Source organism: Pseudomonas agarici, from assembly GCF_001543125.1.
Lineage (GTDB): Bacteria > Pseudomonadota > Gammaproteobacteria > Pseudomonadales > Pseudomonadaceae > Aquipseudomonas > Aquipseudomonas agarici.
Genome location: NZ_CP014135.1, coordinates 1,283,313 through 1,301,671, shown reverse-complemented (window position 1 = coordinate 1,301,671; position 18,359 = coordinate 1,283,313). Strand labels below are relative to the sequence as shown.

Annotated in this window: 12 protein-coding genes and 1 pseudogene; 10 read left to right on the top strand and 3 right to left on the bottom strand. The window is 53.6% G+C overall.

The window, feature by feature from the left end:
• Nucleotides 1-24: 24 nt before the first annotated feature.
• The 9 genes and pseudogenes from AWM79_RS05730 (at nt 25) to AWM79_RS05685 (ending at nt 11,219) form a co-directional block, all read left to right on the top strand.
• On the top strand, nt 25-2,457 hold the full coding sequence (locus AWM79_RS05730) for a S8 family peptidase (protein ID WP_060782375.1): 2,433 nt from the start codon (nt 25-27) through the stop codon (nt 2,455-2,457).
• 370 nt (nt 2,458-2,827) lie between these two features.
• A complete protein-coding gene (locus AWM79_RS05720; RefSeq protein ID WP_208599930.1) occupies nt 2,828-4,207 on the top strand; it encodes an alpha/beta hydrolase in 1,380 nt (459 codons plus the stop codon).
• Between the two features lie 86 nt (nt 4,208-4,293).
• On the top strand, nt 4,294-4,725 hold the full coding sequence (locus AWM79_RS05715) for a nucleoside triphosphate pyrophosphohydrolase family protein (protein ID WP_060782372.1): 432 nt from the start codon (nt 4,294-4,296) through the stop codon (nt 4,723-4,725).
• Between the two features lie 21 nt (nt 4,726-4,746).
• Nucleotides 4,747-5,892 (top strand): hypothetical protein, encoded by a 1,146-nt coding sequence (locus AWM79_RS05710; protein WP_060782371.1) that lies wholly within the window; start codon nt 4,747-4,749, stop codon nt 5,890-5,892.
• A complete protein-coding gene (locus tag AWM79_RS05705) occupies nt 5,892-8,099 on the top strand; it encodes a hypothetical protein (protein ID WP_060782370.1) in 2,208 nt (735 codons plus the stop codon). Before AWM79_RS05710 ends, AWM79_RS05705 begins: the two co-directional genes overlap by 1 nt.
• A gap of 451 nt (nt 8,100-8,550) precedes the next feature.
• Complete coding sequence (locus tag AWM79_RS05700) at nt 8,551-8,730, top strand: hypothetical protein (protein ID WP_060782369.1); 180 nt, start codon at nt 8,551-8,553, stop codon at nt 8,728-8,730.
• 27 nt (nt 8,731-8,757) lie between these two features.
• Nucleotides 8,758-10,371, top strand: coding sequence for a hypothetical protein (locus AWM79_RS05695; RefSeq protein ID WP_060782368.1), 1,614 nt, complete (start codon nt 8,758-8,760; stop codon nt 10,369-10,371).
• Nucleotides 10,372-10,488: 117 nt separating this feature from the next.
• A pseudogene (locus AWM79_RS25530) lies at nt 10,489-10,682 on the top strand (DUF7740 domain-containing protein).
• Between the two features lie 303 nt (nt 10,683-10,985).
• The gene (locus AWM79_RS05685) at nt 10,986-11,219 is read left to right on the top strand and encodes a DUF7706 family protein (protein WP_060782367.1); all 234 of its coding nucleotides are present in this window, start codon (nt 10,986-10,988) and stop codon (nt 11,217-11,219) included.
• A 118-nt stretch (nt 11,220-11,337) separates the two neighbouring features.
• Here the strand turns inward: AWM79_RS05685 and AWM79_RS05680 are convergent, their stop codons facing one another.
• Nucleotides 11,338-12,498, bottom strand: coding sequence for a DUF3800 domain-containing protein (locus tag AWM79_RS05680; RefSeq protein WP_060782366.1), 1,161 nt, complete (start codon nt 12,496-12,498; stop codon nt 11,338-11,340).
• A 195-nt stretch (nt 12,499-12,693) separates the two neighbouring features.
• On the opposite strand from AWM79_RS05680, the gene AWM79_RS05670 reads away from it, so the two are divergent.
• Nucleotides 12,694-15,357, top strand: a complete 2,664-nt coding sequence (locus AWM79_RS05670; RefSeq protein WP_167375419.1) for a UvrD-helicase domain-containing protein — start codon at nt 12,694-12,696, stop codon at nt 15,355-15,357.
• A gap of 272 nt (nt 15,358-15,629) precedes the next feature.
• Here AWM79_RS05670 and AWM79_RS05665 read toward each other — a convergent pair whose 3' ends face one another.
• Nucleotides 15,630-17,534 carry an ATP-dependent nuclease gene (locus AWM79_RS05665; protein ID WP_060782363.1) on the bottom strand — a complete coding sequence of 635 codons (1,905 nt, stop codon included), beginning with the start codon at nt 17,532-17,534 and terminating at the stop codon, nt 15,630-15,632.
• Between the two features lie 30 nt (nt 17,535-17,564).
• Nucleotides 17,565-18,320, bottom strand: a complete 756-nt coding sequence (locus tag AWM79_RS05660; protein WP_060782362.1) for a response regulator transcription factor — start codon at nt 18,318-18,320, stop codon at nt 17,565-17,567.
• Nucleotides 18,321-18,359: the final 39 nt, after the last annotated feature.

The window sequence follows — 18,359 nt, the reverse complement described above, 5'->3', positions numbered from 1 at the left end:
CCACCTCAATCAGGGATGATGTAATTGGCTACCTACAAACACCTCACGATTAATCGTGAGCAGCTTAGTAACGATCGTCGTACGAGACAAGCGCCTCCCCCGCGAAAGATTGATGACCTCAGAGGCCATGGGCAGAAGCTCAATGGCTATTTCGCGACCGCCAAAGCTGAAGTCCAAAAGCAGAACGCCTCCCAAGACAGAGACAGCGCCACTTATATTCTGAAAATTCGCTATGAGGGGGCATTGAACTTTAAGCACCTCAACATTCATGGCCTGGAGTTTGTAAGCCATGAGGGCAAGGAATTATGCGTTGTCTTCGCTACCGAAGAAGGTCTCGCCAAATTCCAGGAGCATCTGAACAAGTTAGGGGTTTCAGGCGAAAGCCTCACCTACAAACAGGTGCTGACCGCGATTGAGGGCATTGACAGCTGGTCTGCCGAAGATCGGATGAGTTGGGCACTTCAGAACAAAGGAATGCCCCAAACGCAGACATTCAGTCTGGATGTGGAGCTCTGGCCGTATCATACGGCCAACCATCCCGTCCGTCTCAGAACCCACACCAATTTCGAAGCCTGGCTGGCTGGCATCGGCGCGAGGCAAATTGATCGCATCAACTTGGACAGCCTCCTCATGTATCGGGTGGAGGTTAACCAGGAACAGGCCGATCAGTTACTGGATCATCGCGATGTCCGCCTGGTAGACCTCATTCCTCAGACTGGTATCAGTTTTCCCCAACTGAACCGTGATATCGCAGAGCTTCCGCTCAACATTCACGCGCCGCACGCCGATGCTGCCCGAGTCTGCATCTTGGACAGCGGTATTAACACCAACCACCCGCTGCTGCGCTCCGCTATCGGTGAGAGCCACTCGTTTGTTCGTGGTCAGGATGAATTTGATGAGGCGGGCCACGGTACAGCGGTGGCAGGAATCGTGCTGTATGGCGACGTTGAAGCTTGCGATCAGAGCAACTACTGGCATCCCGCATTTTGGCTGTTCAACGCCAAGGTGATGCGCAAGTGTGAGCACTCAGACGAGGCGGTGTTTGATGAACACTCGGTCGAAACAACGCTCACCAATGCCATCGAACATTTCATTGACCTCGGCTGCAGGATTTTCAACCTGTCGCTAGGCAATTCGAACGCGCCCTACGACGGTATGCATGTCCGAGGACTGGCGTACATCCTCGATGTTCTTGCACGCAAACATAACGTCCTGTTTGTGGTGTCGACCGGAAACTTTCGCGGATCAATGGATCCGCCCGTTCCCGTGAACAGCTGGCGAGAAGAGTACCCGGAGTATCTCCTGAACTCCCAAAGCGTGATCATCGATCCAGCCCCGGCGTTGAACGTGTTGACGGTGGGAAGCATTGCTCGCCACAACGCCACCGTGGATAGCCAGAAATACCCTGACATCCATCAGCTTTCGCCGGCTAGCGAATCACAGCCATCCCCTTTCACACGGCACGGCCCATCTGTGAAAGGCGCTCTCAAACCTGAGCTGGTAGCACCTGGCGGCAATCTCGCTAGCCCGATGCGGCGCGATGGGGAGCAATGGGATCCCAGCACAAGAGGACTTGGCGTACTCACGCTCAATAATGCGTTTCAGGGCAACACCGTCTTCAAGGAAATCAGCGGAACGAGCTTTTCGGCCCCATACGTCACGCATTTGGCGGGGCGCTTGCTGAACGAATACCCAGAGGCGTCTGCGAATCTGCTTCGGGCCATGCTTGTCAATCACGCTTATTTCCCGGCGGAAGTTGAATCAACCTTCACTGACGAAATGAAGAAGGCTTACCACAAGGACAAGGCGACTTGGCAGCGCGAAATCGCCCGAGACGTCGGTGGATATGGCCAGATCAGCGACAACGATCTTTTCCGATCTTCCGACCATTGCGTCGTGCTGATGTGTGAAGAAGCCATTGAGCGCGATTCCAGCCAATTCTATGAACTCCCTCTTCCTCCCTCATTCCTTCGCGCTTCACGCGGGCAGCGAGAGCTCAGCATCACCTTGGCTTACACGCCGGCTGTTCGAACAACACGGATCGAGTACGTCGCCACTCAGATCAGCTATCGACTGGTAAAGGGCGATTCCCTAGAAGCGGTGCAGAAGTCCTTCAACCACGCCTACCAGAAGGACGAAGCGACTCGCAACGATGACATGACCGGAAATCGTGACATCTCGGCGCAGTTGCGTAGTAAAGGCACCGTTCAATCCTCACGGTGGACGTTCAAACAACGCAACCCCAAAGAAAAGTGGTTCGTCGTTGTCACCCGATCAGACAGAGACTGGAATCACCCCGATGTTCTGGACAAGGAACAGTACGCACTCGTGGTGACTGTCGCCGATCGGGACAATGAAGAAGCACAGCTTTACACACAAATTGAGACCGTCCTCGCTGCACAGGTTCAAGCACGCAATCAGGCACAACTGGAGGCCCGTCAACGCGCCACTAGCTGAGTCGAGATTTGAGGCCCGAGAACGCGCCATAAGCCAGGTGCTGTATACGTTTCACACTGGTACCTAGCCTGTCGCCCAGACCAAAGCCAAAGTCAAAGTCAAAGTCAAAGTCAAAGTCAAAGCCGGACACAGACACGGACAGGCTTCCGACTCTCGCAACGGTTAACGCATATATTGGCTGGATCGATTGCCGGTCAGGCAGTGTACAATTCGCCATCATGCCAATGCGCCAAGCTCAAACCCAGCTGTGCTGTCGAAGGCGAATAGAACAGGATTGTCAGGGAACGAAATGAGGACACCAGAGGATCTGAAACTCGCAGCCGCAATATTGTGGCTAAACATTCATTCCGCTAGAGCCACTGATAGGATTGTGAGCTCTATTGGGGTCTATCGTATCTGGCAAAGCGCACCTGCCGACGAGTTTCAGAACACGCTTGTTTTCAGCTTAAAAACATCCAGCATGGTGGTTCTAGAGCGTCTGTTAGCACATCTGCAGGATCTCAGACTGAGCCCTCAGTCTGACGAGCTGCTGCTCCGGCTGAACAGCATGTCAGAAGCTCAGTTTTCCAGCTACGCCAGAACCCACAGCTTCAAACAGGTGGTGAGAGCCTCCATCACATTGCCATCTGAGATGGTAGGCAGCCTGGGCATCGACGCCGCTGACAACTACCACTCCGAACCCAAAGCCGGTCGACCGACTGCAGGCCTAGAAACTCCAGACATCCGTGTGAAACCTTTGAGCCAGATCCACCCGGCTCCGTTCACATCCCAGGGGTTTGGAGTGACTGCGCCGAACGCTACGACACATAGCGTCTTTTTCGGGACGGACAGAAACCATATCTCCAGCCACCTCAAAGCCCAGTTTGGTGATGAGCGAACCGAAGAAGGCATTACCTATGGCGTGGCAGAGGTTTCGATCCCTCACGTCCATAAAGAAGGGAGCGTTGAGCGTCCGACCAAAAGATTCAGACTCTTCCCGACAGCTGAAAACCCCAACCTGCACATCGTCATCCATAAGGTGACCGCCCGCTCCTTACAGGACTGGATTGAGTCTGCAAAGGTAACTGATTCTGATGGCCTGCTCTTCATCCATGGGTTCAATGTGACCTTCGATGAGGCACTCTGGCGTACCAGCCAGCTCTGTCATGATCTGAAGTTTTCCGGGCGCAAATTTTGTTACTCGTGGGCGTCGTGCGGCAGGGTTCTGAGCTACCCAACAGACGAGGCAACGATAGACTGGTCGGTGGCACACCTTCGCGAGTTCCTGCATACCATCACCCAAAACCTCGGCCTGAGGCGGCTCCATATCATCGCGCACAGCATGGGGAATCGAGCTCTGCTTGCAGTGCTTGAGAACTGGAAGCACGCAGCGGGAGAAACGCCAATCAGCCAAATAGTCCTGGCTGCTCCTGATGTAGATACAGGGCGTTTCAAGCAAATCGCCAAGGTGTTTGGCCATTATGATCAGGTAACGCTGTACGCCTCGCGCGACGATAGGGCCATCAAAGTCTCCAGGGCTGTCAAATCACTGCCTAGGGCAGGAGATGCCAATCCCCCCATTGTCATGACAGGGCTGTCGACGGTCGATGTCACAGCCGTCGCCGGCGAGCTGTTTGGGCTTGGGCATAGCTACATCGCCGCCACCTCCCCCGTGTTCCGTGACCTGTATTACATCATCCAGGAGGGGCTGGCCCCGGAGAAGCGAGCTGGGGTTCGCAAATGCGATGACGGGTATTACATACTCAGCTAGAGAGGCCAGGCTAGAGGTTTGCTTTGTCGCCAAAAAAAAGCGTAGTGTCAGCCGCAACCCCAACGACCTGCCGCAGGAGAAATAGGATGGCGAAGACGTTCCGAGATCGAATCCAGTCGATGAATGAGATGTACAAGCTGCCTGTCCACGACGCGCCGCACCTTTTCGAGGGTACCGACGAGCGTCTGTTGAAGTTCAAGAAGACACTGCTGGATGAGGTTCACGAGATCGATGAGATTGTCGCGAGCATCAAGGAAGGAGCAAATCCTCTGGACATACAGGTCGCGCTGGCCGACCTCTTGGGGGATGTGATCGTGTACTGCCGCTCCGAGGCCATGAAATACGGACTTCCGCTGGAGGAGGTCTTGGACGTCATCATGGATAGCAACGAAAGCAAGCTGGGTGCTGACGGAAAGCCTATTTACGACGAGAATGGGAAATTCCTGAAAGGCCCTGCGTACTGGAAGCCGGAACCACGGATCAAAGACCTTCTGGCAGGCTACACGCCCAAAAAATGATTCCGTCACCGAGGTGATTCGTTGGCCAAAATTAATGTAGGTAAATGCCGCAGCCTGGCTGACATCGAACGCGCTATCAGCCAGATGGACAGCCAGCCCCAGGATGACAGGTTTGTTTTTCCTCTGGACTTTTTCAAAGGTCGCCATAGCCCAATTTACGACGCTTCGAGACTGCAGATGGTCGTTACGCTGGCTCGGCATCGGCTCAAAGATGGGTATCTAGACATTCATCAGAATGCATCCCCTGAGGACGCCAAAAACGCCGTCTGCAGTTACTCACCAGGCATCGCTGGTGCGCGCTTAACGCGAGGCATTCGCCTGGGCGAACAGGTGCTTGATCGGCGTGACGTGCTGACAGCTGCGGCGGAAAAAATGCAGAACACCGATGCTGGAAATTTCCGCGATGTCATTCGCGGCAGATCGTTGGATCTCATCTGTGTTGCAGCCTCCAAAGTCCAATATCTTCGGCCACTTTTCGCCTCCGCCCAGGTGGCCAAGAAACAGAAGGATATGCGGAACTCGATGGCCGAACTCGTTGCCTTCGTAAACCAGCAAAGCCGTGAAAGCGTGCCTGAATCCCTTATTGATGCCTTGGGATCGTTTTCGAGCGAGCTTCTTCAGAATACCCAAGACCACGCTGTCACCGATCATGAAGGCACTGAATATCTGTCGCACGTTGAAGGCCTGATCTTGGGATGGACACGTCTGAGTGAAGAGTTATTTGCCGAAGATTTTTCGGGAAACGACAAGCTGGAAGACTACTGGGCTACCGAAGCAGGCGAGACAGAATCGGGCCTCACAAGCCTGCGCGTTTTTGAAATCAGTTATTTCGACTCCGGCCCTGGGCTTGTCAGTCGGTACACCGGCAAATTGGTTACCGAAATGACAATTGAGGAGGAAAAGGACGCTCTGCTTCGATGTCTTCAACACAATGTTTCATCGAAACCCCAGGATGCTGCCGGCGAGGGTTTGCCACTGGTTCTTAACGAGTTGAGCAAGATCGGAGGGTTGATCAGGATAAGGTCAGGTCGCTTGTCGGTCTTCAACGTGTTCACCAAAGGTGATGACGAGCGCAATCATTTCGACTTTGAGGACTGGGTTCCCCAGCCTCTCGCCCCGGTAGAAGGCGCGGTTGTGTCTATCCTCGTGCCATTGAGGGCAGAGTAATGGAAAGATTCTACCCATGGCGTCATGTGAAACACTGCGCTGTTCAAGGCTCCGTTGAGGTTTTGAGCCTTTGCTACAACCGGTGCGACCTTAGCCCTAGCGATGTCTATGACGACGTTGATTTTGCGCTCAAGCGCGAAGCCAACCTCCCCGATTGCGTTTATATCTTCGGCAACAGCAACCAGCTTGGGGCATTCCAACAGGCATGGGCAACTGATAGCCCACAGCGCACCACAATGCTCAAGCGCGGTGAGAAGAGCCAGATAGATTTCGTGCGTCAATACGTGTTCAACGAGTGGCAAGGCGCCGGCTTCACAAGACACTCGTTAGGGGGCGGTACAGAGAATTTCCAGTTTTCGGCAAACGACCTGCTGGAGCGCGGTGTTTTTTCGCTGCTCCAGCGCAACAATGCCATTCACAGAGCACCGTCTGGCCACATTTTCAAGCACCCTTCAGGCACTAAAAACCGCGTATTTATCCAGGCTCGTGATATCGCCAGCGGTGAAGCCGAGCTGTTTGTGGTGGGTTACTGCATTGCCCTAAGGCACAGCTCACGCCTGCGCGTCGCCAAAAAGATCTACATCGATACCATGGGTATTTACGCGTTTGTGAAGAATGCTCTGAGCTTGTGTGGTGGCGATGCGGAGATCCACAGCTTTCACTCATACGATGAACTAGAGAAGCTCATCCCTCCAAGCTTTCCTTACTTCTGCGTCGTATCCGCTTCCACCACGGGACGGATGGCTGCAAAAATGCGGGAACGCTGGTTCTCCGAGGATTGCATCCTGACATTGGTGGACGTCACGAAGCAAAGCCGCGATGGTGATGTCTTGGTTTCGCTAAATGCGATGGGGCTCAGCCTGCCCGAGCTCGGTGAAAAAGAGGGAACGCTGATAGAAATTATTGGGGAAAATTTCTCTTCCAAGGCCAAACCGCCTAGAGCTGTCGTGATCGGCACGAAGCACGCTCCGGACACACTGGACATAATCCATAAGCATTTCGGGTTCACAATTCCGCCCCTGAATTCTCGTGTTGATGGTGGCCGCTCCAAACTGATCCAGCTCGACCCTCAGCAGGTTTTCGAAAACCCTGATTTCATTGAGTGGCTGGATGATGAGATCAGCTGGCGATTCCCTATCGCGACCAACCTCGTCATCCACGCTGCCGACGACAGTTCGTTGCGATTGGCGCAGGCAGTCGTCGAGAAGCTCAGAGAGAAGCGTGAAAGTGACAGGCCGATACGACTGATAGCGTCTGCCGATCTTCTCGCAACCGAGTGCAGCGATGTAACCGGGGTGGTAGTGGTGTCAGCAGTGTCGCGAGATGGGGGCGTGCTCAGGGAAATCAGCCGGGATCTGCGTACGCGCATCTTGAGCAATATACCCAGACAGTACCTAACGCCAATCGGGATCCCGCAGAGCGCCAGCGCGTGGAAGCAGCTGGAAATTTTCCTTGCACGAAATCCAACGGATCGCCTGTACGGCTTTTCCAACTGGATCAACATGCCGATTGGGGAGGACACGGAGCAAAGCTTTTGGTCTCAGCTCACCGCAATGGGCTCGCTGGCACAGACGCTTACCCTACTTGAGCTAGACCCTGGGGGTGGGATCAGCCCCACTGTCGTGACTCAATCAGTAGACCTGGCAACTGACGAAATCGAGGCGGCCCGCCAAGCGCTGATGCGCTCGCCGCGAGCAGCGCCTCTCAAGCTGTCAGAGGGTTTTCTGTTCTTCAAAAAGGATTCTGACATCGCCACAGGGTACGAGCGCGTAAGCCAGAGCACTGTGTACCTAACCCTCTCGGCGGTGCTTCAGTACGCTCGTGAGCATGAAAACCCCAATTTGCGACTTTGCCCCAACGGCTATGAATCGGTGGTGCTCGGCCCCGAATGCTTCTTGCGATTCAATGATTCGATCCTCCAGGCGTGCTTACTGAGGGCGAGTCTTCCTTCAGAACTGGACTATTCTGCCAGCCCTGAATTGAGCAGGCTCATGCGGGAATTCCTGTCGAAGGTGTTCATTCGCTGCAACGAAGAGTATGGCGATGCCGGCCTGGAATTCGCTGCGGCGCTGGCGATCGGCAGGTTGCGGTTGGTGAAGAAAGACATCGACGACCTGCTGGCTGAAAACTTTCAGAGAGCACATGGGGTGGGTCAGCCGTCCGCGCTGCTAGGGATGCTGATTCTCGCAAAGTACCAACTTGGATGATCCAGCCTACCGCTTGACCGCTCAGAGATACGGCGGTCGATTCGCCAGAGCGGTTTGCCACAGGGTGACTCATCTTTTCTACTTCGCGTGTACTCCGACAAACGCCAGAGGTTAGCTGACACAGCTGACCAATGGCGGATGAGCGCACGGATCTTATCCGTGACCTCACATATCCCTCCGCCACGGCTTAGCCTTTGGCAACCCGTCGCTTGCTCATTAACCATCGTGGCGACTCAGGAGTACCCAGGCGCACTCAGAGACGGTCAACGCACAGCCCAGCATTTCGTACATCAGATCGGCCACAGCGCTTGGCTTTGCGTGGAGCACCGCGTAGCCAAAAAACTCGTCGCCAATTTCGACCTAGAACCATCAGCCCTCGCTGGATAACCTGAATGCACTACTCACGGAGCCACTCCAGCCAGTCTGGAACTCCAAATTCAGGAGCATCACCATGAACCAGAAAAACCCCACCAACAAATCCTCAGGCACACAGCCATCGTCGTCTCAGCGGGCTCAGGCCAACCATCGTTCTGATACCTCAAACGCCAACAAAGGTACGAAAGGTTCGAACATCACGAACTCCCAGGTGCATGGCAACCGGGGCAAACAACTCAATCCCAACCAATACTAAGCACTAACGGCGATCGAGGCATTACCCATGGAACGACTGTACACCTCCCCTACCCTCGGCGACGTCGCGCAGTACGCCGTTGCAGCGTCCGGCGTGATGCCTCGCAAAGCCCATAATCGTGAAGACGAGACCGAGTTTGATCAAGGCATAGCAAAGACCTATCAGAAGCGTATGCAGAGGTTGGCCAAGGAGGACTGCAATTTGCAGGAGGCGTTTGAAGATATCGCTGATCTGCTGACCGCTTCACTTCGCAGGTACATCCGCTGCCCCTTTTGGGCCCAGCAGGCTCAAGAGGTACTGAACGAGCTTTATGGCTCATATGCGTCGATGGTCAAGACCATGGGTACGACCATGACCAAACGCGATACCGCGCGATTCTTCTTGACCAGCTACGCCGTCGAAGTCGCCGTACGGTCACTGGCTCGAAACTGGGTAGTCTTTCAGGGATACATCTACGCAGCCCCGCAACCGATGGAACCGTGCTGGTTTCTGCCATCGAGTGTCGAGGGAAATATTTCAACGCCGCTGGATAAAGTTCTGGCTTGGGCTTATGCCTCCTGCGGCCTCACCCTTGCGACATTCCACGATCCAATCGGTGTAGTCGGCGATACCACACACCTGAAACAAAATGAGCGAGCAGCACGAAGCTGGAAAAACGCCAAGCACCTGCCGTCACTTCCCGCACTTGTGAAAAACCTTGAGGACTCGTTTCAGGCGCAGGCCTCGGTTGGTAACGTCGTTGATCAAAGGCTCCAAGACGGCATCATCACTTGCGCCACCATCGCGCGAATCATCACATTCATTTTGATGGATATTCAGGAGCGGCTGGGAACCGAGTATCTTCAAGACATCACGCGCCAAACTCGCCTTTATTTCGGGTGGATCAAGGAAGAAATCACCGAGTACCTAACCCAACTAGATCGGGAAGTCGTGGCGGCTGTCTCAGTCAAACCTCGCGGGTACACCCCACAGGAACAAATTCAAATCGAAGCCACGGAACGAGTTGAGCTTGGGATCAGGATGGGCCCGCACTTCTGGGGACATTTTGAGGGCAAACTCCAGAACGCGAATGAGCTGTTGCTAAGCAATCAAGATAGTCGAGGTTACGTCCCAGACAAAGTCGTGCAGTGGATTGAAAAGAGATACGGATCCTACGCTGCAAGGATTCGCTCGGACGCGATTTCTCGCTGGAGGGTAGATAAGCCTGAACATTTTGATCACTACCTCCAGCGTGCCCTTGCCATGAGAAACAGCGAAGGTGTCACGCTGGAGGCTGTGGATGCGCTGTGCGAACAGATGAGACTGGCGGGGGTTGCCGAGCGCCTTCCATGGCTTATGCACTGGCTGAAGGGAATAGTGTGCTATCGGGCTGAAGACTTTGCCTCTGCGTCCCCTCACTACACTAAAGCCTTTCAGCTTGCTAAGTACTCCGCTGGAGACCTGCAGTATTTGTTGGTCAACCAATACCTGGAGGTCATGGCCAAAACCAAGCAATGGAGGCAATTCAAACAAGGTGCACGCTGGGCAGGTTATCTGGATATTCCCGTTCGTTGGCTGCGTGACAAGGAGCCCACAGAACAGAACATTCGCAATAGCTACGGCATTCTCGGACTTGAGAAAATCCAATACGCACGCCTGTAGTAGACGCGCTACCTCGATCATGGCTCAATCTTGTTATCTGAGTACCAGGGCATTGCTCACAACATCACGCGGGGCACTCGCCAATGCGGCGTGCGAATAACATCCACAGAGCCTGATATGAACCTCAGCCATGCGACACTGGTTCTGCTGTTAGCCGCAAAATCCACGGCACGGATGCGGGTGTGAGGGCGGCAGCGAAGAATGTGGTCAAAAAATTGCCCCGCAGTCAGCGCGACCTCATCTACCGGGTCATCGACAGCAAGCAGCCACTAGAAATTGTCAGGCAGATGGCGTTGAATCTTGACGCTTGATTATCTCGACTCGCTTTGAAGACAGAGTGATACAGGGCGAACGACCGCCCTGCATCCACACATCTTGATCAACCTGGCCATCGATTAGACGGATAGTCGCTCCAATAACGGTGCCACATGTTGCCATCGCACCCGGAGCCTCACGTAGACCCACTCACGTTAAGCTGTCCGCGCTCTTCCCAGTGTCTCTAACTCCTATAGACACTCTTGGCCTAAGCGCTTTTGGAGTGGTCAGCTAAGCTATTGAGCAATCTCGTTGGCTGAACTCGCCAAACTGCCGCTACCCAAAAATGGAGCCTCCCTATGAACAAGCTGACCCAGCCCAAAGACGTCACCGTGACTTTCGGTATACACCGCCTTCAGGCGGATGCCGATCTGAGCCAGGAGGAAACCTTGGCACTTGCCCAATTCTTTAAACGGCTCGATTGGAGCGAAGTACGTGGGTGCGCAATAGATGATAACGAAGCCTATACAATTCGAGCCGCTGTCGGAAAGCTGCAGGATGCCCTGGCCCATGGTGGTTATGCACCACGCTGATCCTTTCGGTATGACCCAAAAAGCTAGCCGCCTCCCCGCCCGATCACCACAACCACTTTGGCTAATGCGGTCTCAGCTATTGCTACAGGCGAGGCAATGGAGCTGCCATAGGACTCGCCTATAACGCCTCAAGCGACAACAACAGCTTTCTGATCTCTGCGAATTGATCTTCCGCCAAGATGTCGTATTCCCCGACGCTGCTGAGCCGGTAGACATCCCGAGCCTTCTTGACCCGATCAAGCAGCGGAAGAATCTGGCTCGATGCAAGCTCCAGAAAATCGTTTATGTCAGCGCGTGTTCGAGGGATCTTGTACCCCTTCGTAGCGGAGGCGATGATTACATCGCAGTCCCGCAGTTTTGCGATCCCACTTGATCTGATCTTCTGATCGCCCAGCCCAGGGAAGCCTCTGTCCGCCAGGTGCTTGGCGATGTCTTCAGTGGAGACGTACTCGTCGCTGACAAATTCGCTTCGAAAGCGCAGGTAATCCAGGATGCAGAGTGGTAGCCGCTCCTCTTCGCTTGGATGCTCGCCAATCTTGGCGAGAAACAAATCTGCCTGCTTCAACGCTTGCTGGTGTACTCGGTAGTCCGCATACGCAGACTCGCTCATTGGTGGAGGCAGGAAAGGCTGAAATTTGGGTGGCCACTCAAGCAGCCCCAGAGTGCTGTTACGCAGGATATTTTTGTAGACCTCAACCACCTCGTTCGAGGTTTTGCCTTCGTAGATATGGGCCACAGTGCCGGCGAAAAAATCAGCTACCTGGATCAGGACATCGCTCTTGCTGCTCTTGGTCTGGAATGCCGAGTCCCCGAAAAGATCATTGGCGTACCGCGCTGCGACGTAATCCCGCAAGCTCTCTTGGAATTCCGGCCCACCGTGCTCGTCGACGGTCATATGCAAATCTTGGCAATGATTGAACAGGCGTTCGTACAAGAGATTGTTCACGCTTTTGATGAAGGACTGCTTGAATTGGTGCCCTCCGTCCTTGTACACAAGCCTTTTGTCTACAACCGTGAAATAAAGCTTTAGGGGCAGCTCAGCAAGATCGACAAGGATCTTCCGGCGACGATCAAAATCCTTTGCTTTGAGCTTGCTGGATTTGATCTCGCCCGTTTGAAAGTGTTGTGCCCGTAGAGCCTCCGCAAGCTCGTAGGCTCGCGGCAGATCTTTTTCGGTGATAATGATCGAGCAGATCACGAAGAAGCTTGAGCTTCCCGATTTCGACGTGTCCAGGTCGTGATTGCCTGACTCGTCAACGAATGCGAACGTCCTTCCCACACACCTACTCCATCAGTCAAAGCGCTCAGCGCAGCTCTGAGCATACTACCTGAGTTCCAGACGCCAGCAGTCATACGCTCCGGGGCCCTGTAAGACCGAGACCCTCTATATAGAGCGTCATTCGCGCAGTCCTTGATCTGCCCTCGTAACAAAATGATACCCTTCGTACGACCGGAAATAGGGCAGAAGCGCTCGTTGGCCAGTGTCGCAAAAATCGACACCCACACCCGGCACTCGTCCTCGTCGAAAGAAAATGGAGATTTACCGCAAGTGGATGCTAAAGATTCCAGCTCGCCAGTTGATGAGCTACCAGAGCCATCCTTACCGAATGGCATCTTGTCCCGGATGACCAACCTGATTCTCGATGCGGCAGGTATATGCCAATTATCCGCCTGGAGAGCTGGCCGATCCGCCGGACGCCATGAAGGCTATCGGGAGGGGTGGAGCGCTGGGCAGATTTCGGGCGTTTCGACTGGGGACGAAGCAGGACACTCCCGGGGGCTTCACGAGGGGCATGAGTCTGGGCATGAGAAAGGTCGAGCAGTGGGGTATGACGAGGGCCGCGCGGAGGGTCTTGAAACTGGCTATAAAGCTGGATTCGATGAAGGAAAACTGATCATTGAACTGCAGCCCGGGCCAGCTCCGAAGATTGATGCTCCGGGTATCAGGGAGGACGTGCTTTTCAAAAATTGGCGCTTCCCGATAACAGATGAACTGGAACAGAAGATTCGATCAGACGTAGAAGCCAAGCTACCGAATCAGCCTCCCTCAGCGGATCAGTGGAAGATGATCCTCTCCAGGACGCCTACCACGTCAGTTGTTGCCGGCGCTGGCAGCGGCAAATCTACGACGATGGTATTGCGGCTCTTGGTCTTGCGGCACTACCTGGGCATTGATTTCTCCAACCTCACAGTAGTGACTTTTACGGTCGAGTCCAAGAAAGACTTTGCGAACAAGGTCAGAGAGGTTTTTAAGCTTTGGGGCTATGACATATCCCATGATGACTCACTGAAAATTGTCCGCACCTTCCACTCGCGGATCCTTTCGTTCGCTCGCTGCCTTCCTGGGATGGCGAGCGTGCAGCCGTTCGAGTTTTTAGAAAAGGATGGGAGCGCGAAGGAAAAAGGCTCGGTGTTCCAGGTGAAAATGGGTGAGCCCCAGCTTGAGCTGATGAATAAATGCTATATGCGGCTGTACGACAATAATCCCGAATTCAAGGCGTTGATCGGCAAACTGTATCGCCACGCATTAGCGATGGAGAAGGTCAATGCAGACAGCCCCGAAGCGTTGAAAGCCCAACGACAAGCTCGTGACCTCGCGAAAGCGGACGAAGACATCTGCGATACCTTGGAGAGGCTATGGCGTGGTGCCGGTAAATGGCCGATCGACGGGATTGAGCCTTCGCGCAAGGTAATTCAATTGCTCGGACACGATTTCCAAGTCAACGGATACATCCCGGAGCTTGATGCTTTCGTTATTCTTGGAGTGGACAAGTCAGAGTCCCAAGATTTGAAGGCGAAGGAAGGACGGTTTCCCTACCTGAATACGGATGTCAAAAACAAACGAATCCTCTTTCAGGCGCATTGTTCCCGCCCTGTAATCTATCTCAAAAGCTACGTCGACTCAGCCAGCTCCATCGAGGCGATCAAGAGCCTAGTGAACACCTGCCCTAAATTCACCTACAAGATCGAAGGTGACATTTTTCCTCAGTACATCACTGAAGCTTTCTACAGCGCTGCGTCGTACATGGAAAATCTGGGCTTGGACGTCTTCGAAGCCATCCGGGCGATGCGCTTGCCGAAGGGCGACGTGGATCGAGATTTCTTCCATGCGTTGGCGATCTACTGGAATGATTTTACCCGCATGCTGTTCAACATGACCCCGCCGGTAATGACGTTCAATACCATGTTCGCCATCTTCAGCGAGCGTAAGCCACACAATCTCAAAGCGCTCTCACCGGGCGTGCTAAAACCTCTGACGACTCTGCTTGTTGACGAGTTTCAGGATGTCGGTGCCAACACGATATCGTGGATTCGTGCGACGTTCGCCGAGATCGAAAGGCGCAATTTGACAGTTCCCACCAACGGTTCACCAGCCTACGCTTCGCTTATGGCAGTAGGTGATGACTGGCAAAGTATCTACGGCTGGCGAGGTAGCTCTCCTCACTACCTCATCGATTTCGACAAGGTGTTCGAGTCGCCTGAGCCAAATCAGGTGCTCATGCAAGAGAACCATCGATCCCATCAGATGGTGATTGATGCAGCAGAGGAAATTGTGAAACACACCCCTGGAGGCGTTCCCAACAAGCAAGGGGTTGCGAAAAACAATTCCGTAATAAAGCACCAAGTGCCAGTTGAAGTCCGGGAACTGAACTGGAAGCAAATCGCTGCTGACGTTGAAAGACATTACCTCGCCGGAGACTCCATACTCGTCTTGACGCGCTCAAACTCAGTGAAGGATGAGGCACGCGACGAACTTGAGGAGTTGCTTGATAGGGCAAGGATGGAGAAACGCTCCAGCCAGATAAAATTCCTTACCTACCATTCAGCCAAGGGTCTCCAAGCAAAGGCTGTATTTCTACTCGGTGACTGTGACCTGAAGACTTCCTCGCCCTCAAAGAACGACCTATACGCGCAGGCGGGTCTAAATCGGGTAGGAGACCCGTGTGGATATGACACCGCGCAGGGCGAGGAAGCACTCCGTACGGCATATGTAGCGATCACCCGCGCCATCACGTACTGCTACTGGTATCTGGATGATGAGTCGAGACCGGCAATTCAGAGGGCCAGCCGACATATCCAGTCGGCACAGCCGTATTGGAATGTAGTGAAGGCGCCCGTCCCTGCATCCAAGCCATGAAAGGTAGAGTGCCCCACCCAAGGTAGTCAGGAGATGTGTACCGGCAAGCTTTGAGTACGCGCCAGTTCATTCCGAATGGGCCTCCTGGCAGCGTGAGCCCCAACACAACGCAACAAGTCTGATTTCTTTCACCGATCAGACCCTTGCCCAGGCTCAAATCGAGCTGGACGCCTGCCACAATGCCCGGCGCCCATAGATTCCTCGTGACGCCATCTGCTCCACCGTAACAACGCATTAGACTGCCCGCAATGCACCTAGGATGAACGCTTTGCTCAGGATGCATTCGCCCGACTTATGAACTTAACCATGTCGTCAAGCTCGCGCGAAAACCCCCAGAGCATGTCTTCTGGCGTCAGGCCCTCCAACGTGAGAGCGGCCCTCATCATTGCCACCTTGTTGGCCTCTCCCCATAAGCTTTTGCCATGAACATGAATTTGCTCGACGCCGTCTTTGACTTTCAATGAGGTGACACCGGCGCTCTCAAAAAAAGCCTGCAGGGCCTGGTGAAAAGGCTGGTATTGCCCGCACATAAAATCATCAACTGGCAGAGTTGCTTCATGGTCTGCGTATCCCTGCCAGCACGAAGACGCTGCGTGGAGCAGCGCTTTAGGTGGGAGATAGTTTTCAATCTCGCGCCCTTTGGTAACGCAAAATAGGGCAGAGTCCGCCCGGCTGCCATTCAGTCGATCCACCTCAGCTTTTACCGCCCGTGCACCAGGCTTCAAATGCTCAGAGTCGTTACCCACCACTACCCCATCAAGATCTGAGTCGATGGCGATGATGATGTTGCGGCAGATACTGAGTGCATCAAAGGCCAACTCGCGGTGCTCATCATCCGCAACGCCAAGGTACGAAATCAGCCCCCCCCCATAATGCATGATTGTGTAATGAAACCCCTCCTCCAGATCTAGTCCCTGCAATGCATGCTTAAGCCAGTGCCGGTAGAACACGAGCTCCGTAGGGCCTTCAACCCAAAGCACGACATTTGCAGTAAAAAGGGTACGAGCAGGTTGCACGCCCAGTGCCTCTAGCAGAAGGAAGCCATCCTTGCGACTGGTCACCTCTCGAACTTGAAGAGTCGTATTCTCTGCGTCCTCCTCGTAGGAAGAATCGCACCTGTAAATCTTGCTATCGACCGCGAAAATAGGAGCAAACTCTAGCGCATGTGTAGCAATCAGAAATTGCCGTGGATCTTGTTGAATGAGATCCAGGATTCTGATCCGACGGGTCGGGTGCAGTCCATTCTCGGGCTCGTCCCAAATTACGAAGTCTGTATGGTTCAGAAAATGAGTCAGACCAAAGTATGCAAGTGAGACACGGGTGCCGGACGATGCCCTGCGGTAGTCCACTCCATCAATGGATAAGCATTTCTCGCCATCAACCTCATGAAAATCTACCTCATGCTGCAGAAGGTGGTTCAACGCAGCATGAGCGGCACGGAATTTTTTCTTCTCGGCTGGTTTACCAGACTGCTGCTCACACATCCGATTAATGAAGTCTGGAATGACGCCCTCTAGGTTCTTGGCCGAATCCACCCAAACCGCTGCTGGGAAACGGGTGTTGCTCAGGGCTTCATCCAGAAGCTTTCGGTTGACCTCCTCCGTCACAGTACCCGGCTTTATGATCTCGCATTGCATCGCCACCTCAAGATCAATTAGGTACTTCTCGTGCGCTTGCCGGATACGGTCGAGCTCCAGCCTGACACCTTGGTTACTTTGATTCTGATTGAGTTGAGCCTGTGCTTCGTCTATACGTTCCTCGGTCTGCTGTATAGCATTCTGCAAATTCTCGATTACCTCAATTTTCTTAGCAGATACAACATGGACTTCTGACTCGGATTTAATAGATTCAATAAAGAAATCAGTATCATCGCATTTAATTCTTAAATGCAAAGTATCTGAAACCATCTCAAGCAAGTCAGACATGGCATTGGCGAGAGTTCGATCTTGATCCTGAAACACCATGTCAACTGAAGTGAACGTCAGCCAGCTTGGAACATCACCAATCTCACCGCATATGGTCTTGCGAGACAAAATCTCAAGCGCCAGTTTCACTACTAACAATGCAGTTGTTTTCCCAGCCCCATTGGGCCCGACAAAAACATTCACCTTTTCAAAATCCAAGCACAGCGTTTCTACACCCGGCAACCCATGAAATACAGCACTCCGAAGCCTCATTTATACTCCACGAATATTTAGATTAAACTATCAAACACTGATTAAGAAACTCGCAAACAATTCGGACTGAGTCTTGATGTTCAATTTGCTATAGATATGCCGGCGATGCGTCTTCACGGTATCAACCGAGATCGCCAAGCGGTCGGCGATTCCCTTGCTCGAATGGCCACTGAGCATCAGTTGGCAGATATCGAACTCCCGAGCGGTCAGCGCTGCCCGCAATCCATCAAGGCCATCTGTCGCTGGTACCTCCACCCGCTCCTGAGCTTCATACGCAACGCGCTGACGCATCAAGGAGATGACCCATGGCTGGATCATGGCCAAAGCCCCCATTTCCTCGTCCGTGTAACTCCGATGCGAACCAAAGGACAGGCACACCAACCGCTTGCTATCCAGCTGACAGTTGAACTGGACTTCATCAGCAACGATGTTGAGGTGGAAGTAGCGCTGATAGTACTCCGTCTCTTCAAAACAGTCGGGGGCTACATCTCGCAGCTGTATCAGGCCGCTGCGGGGAGTCTCGCAGTTTACGCCGTAGAACGGGTCAATCAGATAAATGCCTTTCAGGTAATCCTGAAACAGCGGGTCAGGCCCGCCGCCTGGCGCAGAGGACTCGGCCAAAAGATGAGGCCTCCCCTCCTGGAAGAGCAACGCCACCCAGTTGTCGAAATGAAGTACGTCGGAGATCCGTCCAACAACCGCTTGCCAAAAGCCTGGGCGGTCAATGCTGTCTATCAGAAGACCGACTGAGCGATGCCATGCGATTTCTGGAAACGAGGGGGCCATTGTCACTCCTTGGGATTACCCACCACGTGTGATTACCGT

Excerpts from the sequence above, each read along its gene's own strand:
- AWM79_RS05660 (WP_060782362.1), bottom strand. The coding sequence starts at position 18,320 with ATGGCCCCCTCGTTTCCAGAAATCGCATGGCATCGCTCAGTCGGTCTT.
- AWM79_RS05685 (WP_060782367.1), top strand. The coding sequence starts at position 10,986 with ATGAACAAGCTGACCCAGCCCAAAGACGTCACCGTGACTTTCGGTATA.
- AWM79_RS05700 (WP_060782369.1), top strand. The coding sequence starts at position 8,551 with ATGAACCAGAAAAACCCCACCAACAAATCCTCAGGCACACAGCCATCG.
- AWM79_RS05705 (WP_060782370.1), top strand. The coding sequence starts at position 5,892 with ATGGAAAGATTCTACCCATGGCGTCATGTGAAACACTGCGCTGTTCAA.
- AWM79_RS05695 (WP_060782368.1), top strand. The coding sequence starts at position 8,758 with ATGGAACGACTGTACACCTCCCCTACCCTCGGCGACGTCGCGCAGTAC.
- AWM79_RS05665 (WP_060782363.1), bottom strand. The coding sequence starts at position 17,534 with ATGAGGCTTCGGAGTGCTGTATTTCATGGGTTGCCGGGTGTAGAAACG.
- AWM79_RS05715 (WP_060782372.1), top strand. The coding sequence starts at position 4,294 with ATGGCGAAGACGTTCCGAGATCGAATCCAGTCGATGAATGAGATGTAC.